This window comes from Cellulosimicrobium funkei (genome assembly GCF_900155925.1).
In the GTDB taxonomy this organism is placed as follows: domain Bacteria; phylum Actinomycetota; class Actinomycetes; order Actinomycetales; family Cellulomonadaceae; genus Cellulosimicrobium; species Cellulosimicrobium funkei.
This window is the reverse complement of the sequence record NZ_FTMI01000002.1, coordinates 119,971-132,500: the sequence shown is the minus strand read 5'-3', so window position 1 is coordinate 132,500 and position 12,530 is coordinate 119,971. Positions and strand designations below refer to the sequence as shown.

The following is a 12,530-nucleotide window of genomic DNA, read 5'->3' as shown; positions in this document are numbered from 1 at the left end:
CATGGACGGCCTCCCCCGCCACGACGCCGACGGGCGCGCCGAGCTCATGCTCGCGCTCCTCGCCGACGCGCGGCTGCCGACCGGCGGCCACACGCAGTCCGCGGGCCTCGAGCCCGCGCTGCGCGCCGGGATGCCCGCCGCGCGCGTCCCCGACTACGTGCGCGCCCGCCTGGCCACCGTCACGCGCACCGAGGCCGCGACCGCCGTCGTCGCGCGGCACGCGGCGCTCACGCCCGACGACGGCCCCCCGCCCGTCGCGGTCGCCCTCGCCGACACCTGGGTCGCGTGGGCGGCGCGGACGCCGTCGCCCGCGCTCCGCGAGACGTCGCAGCGGCTCGGCCGGGGCTACCTCCGGCTCCTGCGCCGCCTGTGGGCGGGGCACCCCGCGGTCGCCGCGCTCGACGCGGCGGCGGCGCTCGTCGCCGCCGCGCGCCCCGCGGACGAGGGACGCGGCGGTCCGGGCGACCGACCGCCGTCGGGCCGCCGGGCGCCGCAGCCCCCGCGCCCCCTGGTGCTCGGGGTGACGGCCGCCTGCGCGGGGCTGTCCGCGCTGCAGGTCGCGCGCCTCGTCGGGTACGAGGACGTGCAGACCGTCGCCGCGGCCACGCTGAAGCTCGAGCCCGTCGACCCGGTCGTCGCGACGGGCTGGGTCGTCGCGTCGCAGGCCGCGATCGACGCGCTCGCCCACGACGTCGCCCCCCTGACCGACCCCCGCGCGATCCCCGCGCACGGCGCACCGCTCGTCGAGCAGTGGGCCGAGACCCACGCCCGCACCACCGAGAGGCTGTTCAGTGCCTGAGAACCTGCCCGACGCTCCGACCGCCACGACCCCCACGACCCGCTCGCTGCGCCTCGGCGTCGCCGGCCCCGTCGGCACCGGCAAGAGCTCGCTCATCGCGCTCCTGTGCCGCGAGCTGTCCGAGGTGCTGCGCCTCGGGGTCATCACCAACGACATCTACACGGACGAGGACGCGCGGTTCCTGCGCTCCGCGGGCGTGCTCGACCCCGAGCGCATCCGCGCGGTCGAGACCGGCGCGTGCCCGCACACCGCGATCCGCGACGACGTCACCGCCAACCTCCTCGCCGTCGAGGACCTCGAGGAGGACTTCGCGCCGCTCGACGTCGTGCTCGTCGAGTCCGGCGGCGACAACCTCACCGCCACCTTCTCGCCCGCGCTCGTCGACGCGCAGATCTTCGTGCTCGACGTCGCCGGGGGCGGCGACGTCGCGCGCAAGGGCGGGCCGGGGATCGCCCGGGCGGACCTGCTCGTCGTCAACAAGACCGACCTCGCGCCGTACGTGGGGGTGGACGTCCCGCGCATGGTCCTCGACGCGACGGCCGCGCGCGACGGCGCCCCCGTGCTTGCGCTCTCGCGCCTCGACCGCGAGTCGATCGACACGCTCACGACGTGGGTGCAGACGCTGCTCGCGGCGCACCGGGCCGGTGCGCACGTGCCGCAGGACCCGGGCCCGATGGCGCCCCACTTCCACGCCGACGAGGACGGCGGCGGGTTCCTCCACACCCACGGTGAGGGCGACGCCCCGCACGACCACTCGCCCGCCCACGACGACCACTCCCCCGCCCACGTGCACGACGCCGCAGCCGCGGAGCCGGTGACCGCGCCCGGGCGCGGCTGACCCCGGGCGACGGGCCGCACGTGGACGACGTGACGCGCGTCGGGGCGTACCGCGAGGGCGGCCGCGTGCGCTGCGACCTGCGCCCCGGCGCGCTGAGCCCGCGCGTGCTGTCCGCGAGCCCCACGAGGGTGCGCGTCGCGCTCGTCGCGACGCGCGCGCTGCTCCTGGGCGGCGACCGCGTCCGGGTCGAGGTGCACGTCGGGCGCGGCGTCGAGGTCGAGCTCGTCGAGGTGTCGGGCACCGTCGCGTACGCCGGGCGCGGCCGGTCCGCGTCCTGGGACGTCGCCGTCCGGGTCGACGACGACGGCCTCCTCGTCTGGGACGCGCTGCCGTTCGTCGTCGCGGACGGGGCCGACGTCGACCGGCGCACCGACGTGCGCCTCGGCAGGAGCGCCGTCGCGCTGCTCCGCGAGACGCTCGTGCTCGGCCGGACCGGCGAGCGGGGCGGGCGCCTGCGCTCGCGCACCCGGGCCACCGACGAGACCGGGGCCCCGCGGGAGTCACCAGATGCAGGGAGCACGCCCCGGCAGGCGCGCGAGCTCTTCGTCGAGGACCTCGACCTCGGCGACGACCGGGCGCTGCCCGGGATCCTCGGCGACGCCCGCGTCGTCGACTCGGTGCTGTGCCTGGGCGCCCGGCCGCCCGCGGCGCACGCCGCCGGCCCGTCCGGCCCCCTGCGGCTCGACCTCGACGGTCCGGGCGCCGTCGTCCGCCACCTGGGGGCGAGCACCCACGACGCCGGCACCGAGGGCGTCGTCACCGCCTGGGCGGCGGCCGTGCGCGCCACGCGCGGCCTCCCCGACCTCGGCCTCCCCGACCACCGCACCGCACTGCTGACGACAGGAGCCTGACATGCACGTCCCCGACCACTTCCTCGACGACCCCACGTCGGCGACCACCGCCGTCGTGTCCCTCGCCGCCGTCGGGTACGCCGCGTACCGGGCACGCGAGGACCTCACCCCCCGGCGCGTCGCGCTCACGGCCGCGACGACCGGGTTCGTCTTCGCCGTGCAGATGCTCAACTACCCCGTCGCCGCCGGCACGAGCGGGCACCTCATGGGCGGGGCGCTCGCGGCGGCGCTCGTCGGGCCGTGGCTCGGCGTGCTGTCCGTGACCGCCGTGCTGCTCGTGCAGGCGCTCGTGTTCGCCGACGGCGGGCTCACCGCCCTGGGCACGAACGTGCTCCTCATGGCCGTCGTCGGGACGCTCGTCGGCTGGGCGGTGACGCGCGGGGTGCTCCGCGCGACGCGCGGCCGGGGCGCCGCGGCCGCCGCCGGCGCCGGCGCGCTCGTGAGCGTCCCGGTGTCCGCCGCGGTGTTCGCAGGCCTCTTCGCCGTCGGCGGGACCGTGCCGGTCCCGGTCGGCGAGCTCGTCGGCCAGATGCTCGGCGTGCACCTCCTCGTCGGGCTCGGCGAGGCGCTCATCACCGCCGGCGTCGTCGGCCTCGTGCTCGCCGTCGCGCCGGGCGTCGCGGCCGTCGAGGACCGCCGGGCCCCCGCGCTCGCGCCGTCCGCCCCCCTCGCCGCGGTGCGGCGCGCCGTCCTCGCCCTCGGCACCGGGGCGCTGCTCGCCGCCGTCGTCGTGTCGTCGTTCGCCGCGGCGACGCCCGACGGGCTCGAGGCGACCGCCGAGTCGGTCGGGTTCGCCGACGCCGCACGCGACCACGCGTTCGCGGGCGCACCCCTCGCGGACTACGGCGAGGTCGGCGGGATCTTCGTCGGCGTCGCAGGGCTCGTCGGCGTCGCGCTCGTCGTGGCGCTGACCGTCGGCGTGCTGGGCGCGGGCCTGCGCGCCGCCGGCCGTCGCACCGCCCGGGCCGGCGTGACCGGATCGTGACTGCCTGACACGCCCCGTTAACAACCCGGGCAGAACGCCCGAAACACGCCGTCACTAGCGTCGACGACCGTGGGCACCGCGCAGGGCGCACGGCCGTATACGCGCCCGTACCCGGAGCCCGCGAGGAGCGGCCGCCCGTCCGGCAGCTGTCGGCACCCGCCGAGAACCCCGCTGTGAGAACCCGCTGAAAGGACCCTCGTGACACCTTCACGCGCCACGACCCGTCTCGCCCCGGCCGCCGCCCTCGTCGCGCTCGCGCTCACGCTCACCGCGTGCGGCGCGAGGACGGAGGCCGGCGAGGGCGGGGGCTCCACGACCAGCGCCGCCGAGAGCTGCGTCGACACCTCCGGCGACACCGTCAAGATCGGCTTTCTCAACTCGCTCTCGGGCACGATGGCGATCTCCGAGCAGACCGTCGCGGACTCGCTCGCCCTCGCGGCGGAGGAGATCAACGCCGACGGCGGCGTGCTCGGCAAGCAGCTCGAGATCGTCCAGGAGGACGGCCAGTCCGAGCCCACCGTCTTCGCGGAGAAGGCGGAGAAGCTCATCACGAGCGACTGCGTCGCCGCGGTGTTCGGCGGCTGGACCTCCGCGTCGCGCAAGGCGATGCTCCCCGTCTTCGAGGCGCAGGACTCCCTGCTGTTCTACCCCGTCCAGTACGAGGGCCTCGAGTCGTCGCCGAACATCTTCTACACCGGCGCGACGACGAACCAGCAGATCGTCCCCGCGCTCGACTACCTCAAGGAGCAGGGCGTCACGTCGATCTTCCTCGTCGGCTCCGACTACGTCTTCCCCCGCACCGCGAACAAGATCATCAACGCCTACGCGGAGGCCCACGGCATCGAGGTCCTCGGCGAGGAGTACGCGCCCCTCGGCCACACCGACTTCTCCACGATCGTCAACAAGGTGAGGTCCGCCGGGGCCGACGCCGTGTTCAACACGCTCAACGGCGACTCCAACGTCGCGTTCTTCAAGGAGTACAAGAACGCCGGGCTCGGCCCGGACACGATGCCCGTCGTGTCGGTGTCGATCGCCGAGGAGGAGGTCGGCGGCGTCGGCATCGAGAACGTCGAGGGCCAGCTCACGGCCTGGAACTACTACCAGACCATCGACAGCCCGGAGAACACCACGTTCGTCGAGGCGTTCCAGGCGAAGTACGGCGCCGACCGCGTGACGTCGGACCCGATGGAGGCCGCGTACACGTCGCTCTACCTGTGGAAGGGCATGGTCGAGAAGGCCGAGTCGTTCGACGTCGCCGACGTCCAGGAGGCCGCCGACGGCGTGACCTTCGACGCGCCGGAGGGGTCCGTCACCGTGAACGGCGACAACCACCACGTCGCGAAGACCGCCCTGATCGGCAAGATCGGCCCCGACGGCCTCATCTACACCGAGTGGAGCTCGGGCGAGCCGATCGAGCCCGACCCGTACCTCGAGGGATACGACTGGGCCGAGGGCCTCTCCTGACGACTCCGCCGCTCCCGACCCGCTGAGTCCGGCGGGGACCGGGGGTGCGCGTGCCGGGTCTATCATCCGCCCGCTCGTTCCTCGCGGGCTCCCGTGTTCTCGGTCGGGATCCTCCTCCGTTCGCAAGCTCACTACGGAGTCTCCCTCGGCCAGACCCGCCACGACCCGGCACGCGCACCCCCGCCCCCCACCTCGGCGGTCACGTCACCCGTCCTCCTCCGCACCCACCGGAAGGCACGAACGCCCATGGACGTGCTGTTCTCGCAGCTCTTCGCGGGCCTGAGCCTCGGCTCGGTCCTGCTCCTCGCCGCCCTCGGGCTGGCGCTCACGTTCGGTCAGATGGGCGTCATCAACATGGCGCACGGCGAGTTCATGATGGCGGGCGCCTACACGGCGTTCGTCGTGCAGGGGGTCGTCGGGAACGCCGGGCTCTCGCTCCTCGTGTCGCTGCCGCTCGGGTTCCTCGTCGGCGGGCTGCTGGGCCTGCTGCTCGAGGCGACGCTCATCCACCGCATGTACAAGCGGCCGCTCGACACCCTGCTCGTGACCTGGGGCGTCGCGCTCGTGCTCCAGCAGGTCGCGCGCGACGTGTTCGGCGCCCCCAACGTCGACGTGCGTGCCCCAGCCTGGCTGAGCGGCGCCGTCGACCTGTTCGGCCTCGCCGTCCCGAGGACGCGCGTGTTCATCCTGGCGCTCGCCGTCGTCGCGGTCGTCGCGCTGGCCGTCGTGCTCAAGGTGACGCCGCTCGGGCGGCGGATCCGCGCCGTCGTGCAGAACCGGGACCTCGCCGAGGCGAGCGGGGTCTCCACCCGCGCGACCGACCGCCTCACGTTCTTCGTCGGCTCGGGCCTCGCGGGGATCGCGGGCGTCGCGCTCACCCTGCTCGGGTCCATCGGGCCCACGCTCGGGACGAGCTACGTCGTCGACGCGTTCCTCGTCGTCGTGGCGGGCGGCATCGGGCAGATCAAGGGCACGGTCGTCGCGGCGTTCGCGCTCGGGCTGCTCCAGGCCACCTTCGAGTACTCGACGACCGCGAGCATCGCCAAGGTGCTCGTGTTCGTCGTCATCGTCGTCTTCCTCCAAGTGCGACCCCAGGGCCTCGTGTCGGTCCGGACGAGGAGCCTCGCATGACCGCCGTCACGACAGGCAGGCCGTCGCGGCTCGCCGCCCTGTACCGCTCGTCGCGCGCCCGCGTGGTCGTCGGGTTCGCCGTCGCCGCGGTCCTGCTGTTCGCCGTCGCGCCCGCGACGCTGTCCACGTTCCGGCTCGGCCTGCTCGGGAAGTTCCTGTGCCTCGCCATGGTCGCCGTCGGCATCGGGCTCGCGTGGGGCCGCGGCGGGATGCTCACGCTCGGCCAGGGCGTGTTCTTCGGCCTCGGCGCGTACCTCATGGCGATGCACCTCAAGCTCGCGGACGCCGGGCCGGACGGCGTCCCGGACTTCATGATGCTCTACGGCTCGGGCGAGGTCCCGGGCTGGTGGGAGCCGTTCCGGTCGCCCGTCGTGACGATCCTCGCCATCGTGGTCGTACCCGCGGGCCTCGCCGCGCTGCTCGGGTTCGCCGTCTTCACGCGACGCGTGCGGGGCGCGTACTTCGCGATCCTCTCGCAGGCGCTCGCCGCCGCGTTCGCGATCCTCCTCGTCGGCCAGCAGGCGACGACGGGCGGCACCAACGGCCTCAACGGGTTCCGCTCGTTCTTCGGGTACGACCTCGCCGACCCTGTGAACAAGCGGATGCTCTTCTTCCTCGCCGCCGGCGCCCTCCTCGTCATGGTCGCGGTCGCGCGCCAGCTCATGGTGTCGCGCTTCGGCGAGCTGCTCGTCGCCGTGCGCGACCAGGAGAACCGCGTGCGGTTCCTCGGCTACGACCCCGCGAAGGTCAAGGTCGTCGCGTACGCGGTCGCCGCCTTCATGGCCGCCGTGGGCGGTGCGCTGTTCGTGCCGATCGTCGGGATCGTCTCGCCCGCCGACGTGGGGGTCGTGCCGTCGATCGGCTTCCTCATCGGGGTCGCGATCGGCGGCCGGGCCACCCTGCTCGGGCCGGTGCTCGGGTCCGTCGCCGTGAGCTGGGCGCAGACGAGCCTGTCCGAGACGTTCCCGTCCGGCTGGATCTACGCGCAGGGCGCGCTGTTCATCCTCGTCGTCGCGTTCCTGCCCGGCGGCCTCGCCGAGCTGTTCACGCGACGGCGCCGGTCGCGCGCCACCCCCGTGCCCGACGGCGGCCCCACCCCGGCCGGCGACGCCGCCTCGGAGGACGCTCGCCCGGGCGGCGGCACCACCGCGGGCGGGTCGGCCACCGCGGGGACGACCGCCGTCGACCACGACCCCGCGACCACCGGGAGGACCGCATGACCACCCGACCCACCGAGCCCGCCGCGGACGCGGCGAACGCGGCTACCGACCTGGAGGCGCTCGGCGCCGCCGTCCTCGAGACCGGCGTCGCGGGCGACGGCCTCGACCTGGAGGCCGCGCAGGCCGTCCTCGGCGTCGACGACTCGCGCTTTCGCCACGACTACCTCCAGGTCCGGGGGCTGCGCGTCGAGTTCGACGGGTTCGTCGCCGTCCAGGGCGTCGACCTCACCGTCACCGCGGGCGACCTGCGCTTCCTCATCGGGCCCAACGGCGCGGGCAAGACGACGATCGTCGACGCGATCACCGGTCTCGCCACGGCGTCCGGATCGGTGCAGTTCGGGGGCGTCGAGCTCCTCGGGAAGAAGACGCACCGCATCGCGCGGGCGGGCGTCGGGCGCACGTTCCAGACCGCGAGCGTCTTCGAGGAGCTGAGCGTGCTGCAGAACCTCGACATCGCTGCCGGCGCCGGCCGGGGCCCGCTCACGCTGCTGCGCCGCCGGTCCTCGACCCCCGCGGCCGTCGAGCAGGCGCTGGAGACCGTCGGGCTCGCCCACCTGCGCGACGTCCAGGCGGGGATCCTCGCGCACGGGCAGAAGCAGTGGCTCGAGATCGGCATGCTGCTCGTCCAGGACGCGCGGCTGCTGCTCCTCGACGAGCCCGTCGCCGGCATGAGCCAGGCCGAGCGCGAGCAGACCGGAGAGCTGCTGCGACGCATCGGCGCCCAGCGGACCGTCGTGGTCGTCGAGCACGACATGGAGTTCCTGCGGGCGTTCGCGTCCTCGGTGACCGTGCTGCACCTCGGGCAGGTGCTCGCCGAGGGCACCTACGCCGAGGTCCAGGCCGACCCGCGCGTGCAGGAGGTCTACCTCGGCAGCGCGGGCGCGACCCGCGGTGCCCGACGACGGGGTGCGGCGCCGACGTCGTCGGCCCCGACGACCGACGAGAAGGAGGCGTGATGCTCGAGCTCACGGGCCTGCACGCCGGCTACGGCCGGACCATGGTGCTCCACGGCGTCGACCTCACCGTGCCCGCCGGGGGCGTCGCCGCCGTGCTCGGGCACAACGGCGCCGGCAAGACGACGCTCCTGCGCACCGCGCTCGGGCTGCTCAAGGCCCGGTCGGGGAGCGTCGTGCTCGACGGCGAGGACCTCACCCGCCTCCCGACCCACCAGCGCGTGCGGCGCGGTCTCGCGTACGTGCCGCAGGGGCAGCAGTCGTTCGGCGACCTCACGGCGCGGGAGAACCTCCAGCTCGTCGCCGACACGTCGCGCGAGGGGCCGCGCCGCCTCGACGAGGCGCTCGACCTGTTCCCCGCCCTGCGCGGGCTGCTCGGCCGGCGGGCGGGGCTCCTGTCCGGCGGGCAGCGCCAGCAGCTCGCCATCGCGCGCGCCCTCCTCACCGGCCCGCGCGTGCTCGTGCTCGACGAGCCCACCGAGGGCATCCAGCCGTCCGTCGTCACGGAGATCGAGGACGCGATCCTCACGCTCACCGACGCGGGCGGGCTGTCCGTGCTGCTCGTCGAGCAGCACGTCGGGTTCGCGCTCGGCGCGGCACGCGACTACGTCGTCCTGCAGTCCGGGCGCGTGACGAGCCGCGGCGCGGGCGGCGAGGCCGCCGAGCACAGCGTGCGCGCGGCGATGGCGGTGTAGGCACCGTGCTCGCGGGGCAGTGGGTGGCCACCGGCGACGGACGGCACGGCGCGTGCGGACGGTGAGAGCACGGGCCGGGGCCCGGGCCGACGACCCGGGCGCCCGCACGGACGTCGTCACCGCGTCGGAACGGGCCACCACCTCGCTGCGTGACGCCGTGTACGCACGCCTGCGGGGCGAGATCCTCGACGGGCGCGTCGACCCCCGTGAACGGCTCACCGAGCCCAAGCTCGGCCGACGGTTCGGCGTGTCGCGCACCCCCGTGCGCGAGGCGCTGTCCCGCCTGCTGTCCGACGGCCTCGTCGAGCGCACCGACTTCGGGTACGCCGTCGTCGTGCCGAGCCTTGCCGAGCTGCGCGACCTCGACGAGCTGCGCGCGACCCTCGAGCTCCGAGGCCTCGACCGCGTCATCGAGAACCCGGGGCTGCGCCACGACACGGACGTGCTGCGCGCCGAGCTCGCGCGGTGGGTCGAGCTCCGCGCCGCACCTCCCCGGCCGGACCCCGGCTTCGTGCTGCTCGACGAGCAATTCCACACGGCGCTGTCCCGCGCGGCCGGGAACGAGCGGATGACGCAGGCGCTCGTCGAGGTCAACGAGAAGGTCCGCGCCGTGCGGCGGTACGACTTCGTCGAGGACGAGCGCGTGCGCAGCACCGTCGACGAGCACGTCCGGATCCTCGAGCTCGTGCTCGCCGACCGGCTCCCCGAGGCCCGCACCGCCCTGCACCACCACGTCGGCGCGTCGCTCGCCGTCGTCACGGAGCGCGCCGCCCAGGCGCTCGCGCGCATGGCGGTCGCGGGCTGACGGCGGACGACGACCCGCGCTCCTGGACGAGCGGCGTCCGCCTTCGGTGCCGGCCCTATCGTTGCGGGGTGACGGACGCACGGATCGCTCGCCAGTTCGTGACGCTCACGTTCCTCATCGCCTACGGGCTCTCCGGCGGTCTGATCGTGGCGGCCCGCTCCGGCTACGAGGTGCACAACGTCGTCACCACGGTTCCCGAGCTCCTGGCGAACGTGCCGTTCGCGCTCTACATCCTCTCGCCCGCGATCGCCTCCTACGTCGTCCTGCGAGCGAACCGGAGGGTCTCAGGCCTCCGGGAGTGGCTGCGGCTCGTCTTCGCCGTCCGTGGCCGTCCCGCGGGGTTTCTGCTCGCCCTCTCCGCGCTCGCGCTGTACTTCGCGCTCCACCTGCTGGTCTCCGGGCCGTCAGCGCACGCGCTCCCGTGGTTCATGTTCTTCCTGTCCCTGCCGGGCAACCTCGTCATCGGCGGCATGGAGGAGGCCGGCTGGATGACCGCGCTGCAACCCGGGCTCGATCGGCGGTGGGGGTTCGTCCCGTCCTCGCTGGTGGTCGGGATCATCTGGCTCCTCTGGCACGTGCCCCTCTTCTTCATCCCCGGCACGAACCACGAGTCTGGTCAGATCGACTTCTGGATGTTCGCGGTCCAGGTCATGGCGTTCCGCTTCCTCTACGGCGCGATCTTCCGGGTGGCGGGCACGAACGGGGTGCTCCTGTGCATCCTCACCCACACGGCGTTCAACGCCGCCAGCTTCACCCTCGGCATCCCGCCGACGACCTGGGCGGGCACCCTCGCCGCCAACGCGGGGGTGGTGATCCTTGCCCTCGTGTCGGTGACGCTCTCCCGGAGGGCTCAGACGACTCGTCGATGGCGCGTCGAGCCCTGAGTGGCACTGTGGAGAGGCAGCCCAGCGACAGCACGCCACGGCCGCGGATCGCTGCTCTCTCTCGTACCACCGGCTTGAGCCCGCAGGTGTGCGTCGAGAGGCGCCCTCGTTGTCGGTAGCCCCCGGCTGTGTTCTACCGAAACGAGGCGGAGCGGTGTTGCCACACGTTCCAGGGCGTTTCGATCACGGAGAGCCGTCGGAGCGGCTTACGGGTTCACCAGGCATGTCATGGCCACTGAGCCGGAATCTCGACAGACGTGGAGCGCGCATGTCGACGTGCAGCGCAGATTGCGCGGACACGCCGCTGTACTTTTCGTAGCACCGGGCGCGTCGCCGTGGTTGCGAAAAGTAGGTCGCGCGCTGGCTGCGCGCCCTGGGTGCTCGAACACACCCTGCAAACAACCCGCGACTACAGCCGCCGCAACAAACACCTCCGCGGCTCGTGCGTCGCGCAGCCGATGATCGATGATGTCCGTGGTTCTGTGGATTAGTGTCCCCAGCAAGACGCTGAGCGGGCTAAGTGGTGTGGGTTCCGAGTGTGAGACGGCGTCGCGTGCGACGGCCCGGGCAGCCGCTCGGCAACCCACGAGGATTTGCGGCGAGCCCCAGAGCGTGCACCCTTACGACAGGGGTCTGCTGCACGGATAGGTGACAGCGAGTCTCAGGCGGCGAGTGCGACCTGAGTGGTCATGATGGCTTCGTACTCGATGGGGGTCAATCGTCCGAGTCGGGCCTGCCGGCGGCGGCGGTGGTAGGTGCGTTTGATCCAGGTGATGATCGCCAGGCGTAGGTCCTCGCGGGTGGTCCAGCGGCGCCGGTTCAGGACGTTCTTCTGTAGCAGGGAGAAGAAGCTCTCCATCGCGGCGTTGTCTCCGGCAGAGGCGACCTGTCCCATCGATCCGACCAGGTCGTGGCGGTCCAGAACCCGGCGGACCTTTCGTGAGCGAAATTGGCTGCCCCTATCCGAGTGCACGATGCACCCGGCCACGTCCCGACGCCGTTGCACCGCGCTGACCAGAGCGTTGACCGCGATCCGTGACGTCATCCGGTCGCTGATCGAGTACCCCACGATCCGGTTGGAATACACGTCCTTGATCGCGCACAGATACACCTTGCCTTCGGCCGTGGGGTGTTCGGTGATGTCCCACAGCCACAACCGGTTCGGCGTATCGGCCCGGAACTGGCGCAGCACGAGGTCCTCGTGTGCGGGCGCGCCAGCCTTCTTGGCGCTGCGGGCGCGCTTCTTGCCGAACACCGACCACCACCTGTTCGCGGCGCAGATGCGCCACACGGTGCGATCGCACGCGACCAGCCCGGCTCGGGAGGCCTCGTCCGCGAGCAGCCGGTAGCCGAACTCCGGATCGTCGCGGTGAGCGTCGAACAACACGTTCGCGAGATACGCCTCCTCGAGCTCGCGCGCCCCGACAGGCGCCGCGAGCCAGCGGTAGTAGGGCTGTCTGGCGAGCTTGAGAACCCGGCACGTCACCGTGACGGGGATCCCGTCACCGGCGAGCTCACTCACGAGCGGGTAGATCATTTTCCCGGCAGATGCGCCTGCGAAAGATACGCCGCCGCGCGGCGCAGCACCTCGACCTCCTGCTCCAGCTGCCGGTTACGCCGACGCAGTTCACGCAGTTCCGCTGACTCCGAGGCGGTCACGCCCGGCCGGTTGCCGTCCTCGACATCGGCGGCGTGGAGCCAGTTACGCAGGCACGACTCGGAGATACCGAAGTCCTTTGCGATCTGCTTGACCGGAGCCTCGCCACGGCGAGCGATCGCCACGACATCATCGCGGAATTCCTTCGGGTGGGGTCTGGGCACGGGGAACATCCTTCCAGCAGCACCCGAAGGCACCACAGGTCAGGTGTCACCTATCCGTGCAGCAGACCCCAGCCAGATCCACGG

Annotated in this window: 12 protein-coding genes; 11 read left to right on the top strand and 1 reads right to left on the bottom strand. The window is 73.2% G+C overall.

Going from position 1 to position 12,530, the window contains the following annotated elements; translation table 11 throughout:
• The first annotated feature begins 1 nt into the window (after position 1).
• The 11 genes from BXA05_RS04890 to BXA05_RS04840 all read left to right on the top strand — a co-directional run bounded on the left by BXA05_RS04890 (position 2) and on the right by BXA05_RS04840 (position 10,625).
• Entirely contained in the window at positions 2-799 is a 798-nt protein-coding gene (locus tag BXA05_RS04890; RefSeq protein WP_170963135.1) for an urease accessory protein UreF, read from the top strand.
• Positions 792-1,637 (top strand): urease accessory protein UreG, encoded by an 846-nt coding sequence (ureG, locus tag BXA05_RS04885; protein ID WP_143311048.1) that lies wholly within the window; start codon positions 792-794, stop codon positions 1,635-1,637. The genes BXA05_RS04890 and ureG overlap by 8 nt, the downstream gene beginning before the upstream one ends.
• 20 nt (positions 1,638-1,657) lie before the next feature.
• Positions 1,658-2,488 (top strand): urease accessory protein UreD, encoded by an 831-nt coding sequence (locus BXA05_RS04880; protein WP_076404178.1) that lies wholly within the window; start codon positions 1,658-1,660, stop codon positions 2,486-2,488.
• A gap of 1 nt (position 2,489) precedes the next feature.
• Complete coding sequence (locus BXA05_RS04875) at positions 2,490-3,473, top strand: energy-coupling factor ABC transporter permease (RefSeq protein WP_076404177.1); 984 nt, start codon at positions 2,490-2,492, stop codon at positions 3,471-3,473.
• A gap of 198 nt (positions 3,474-3,671) precedes the next feature.
• Positions 3,672-4,937 carry an urea ABC transporter substrate-binding protein gene (urtA, locus tag BXA05_RS04870; protein ID WP_076404176.1) on the top strand — a complete coding sequence of 422 codons (1,266 nt, stop codon included), beginning with the start codon at positions 3,672-3,674 and terminating at the stop codon, positions 4,935-4,937.
• 246 nt (positions 4,938-5,183) lie between these two features.
• Complete coding sequence (urtB, locus tag BXA05_RS04865; protein WP_043653602.1) at positions 5,184-6,068, top strand: urea ABC transporter permease subunit UrtB; 885 nt, start codon at positions 5,184-5,186, stop codon at positions 6,066-6,068.
• A complete protein-coding gene (gene urtC, locus BXA05_RS04860) occupies positions 6,065-7,288 on the top strand; it encodes an urea ABC transporter permease subunit UrtC (RefSeq protein ID WP_076404175.1) in 1,224 nt (407 codons plus the stop codon). The genes urtB and urtC overlap by 4 nt, the downstream gene beginning before the upstream one ends.
• Positions 7,285-8,244, top strand: a complete 960-nt coding sequence (urtD, locus tag BXA05_RS04855) for an urea ABC transporter ATP-binding protein UrtD (RefSeq protein WP_083711487.1) — start codon at positions 7,285-7,287, stop codon at positions 8,242-8,244. Before urtC ends, urtD begins: the two co-directional genes overlap by 4 nt.
• Positions 8,244-8,936 (top strand): urea ABC transporter ATP-binding subunit UrtE, encoded by a 693-nt coding sequence (gene urtE, locus BXA05_RS04850; protein ID WP_076404174.1) that lies wholly within the window; start codon positions 8,244-8,246, stop codon positions 8,934-8,936. Before urtD ends, urtE begins: the two co-directional genes overlap by 1 nt.
• A gap of 61 nt (positions 8,937-8,997) precedes the next feature.
• Entirely contained in the window at positions 8,998-9,741 is a 744-nt protein-coding gene (locus BXA05_RS04845) for a GntR family transcriptional regulator (protein ID WP_083711688.1), read from the top strand.
• Between the two features lie 68 nt (positions 9,742-9,809).
• Positions 9,810-10,625, top strand: coding sequence for a CPBP family intramembrane glutamic endopeptidase (locus BXA05_RS04840; protein WP_076404173.1), 816 nt, complete (start codon positions 9,810-9,812; stop codon positions 10,623-10,625).
• 661 nt (positions 10,626-11,286) lie between these two features.
• On the opposite strand, the gene BXA05_RS04835 is transcribed toward BXA05_RS04840, so the two are convergent.
• Positions 11,287-12,446 (bottom strand): IS3 family transposase gene (locus tag BXA05_RS04835; RefSeq protein WP_143311047.1). Its coding sequence is split into 2 segments (ribosomal slippage): positions 11,287-12,165 and positions 12,168-12,446, totalling 1,158 coding nucleotides; the frame shifts between segments, so codons are not numbered across the junction.
• Positions 12,447-12,530 lie beyond the last annotated feature (84 nt).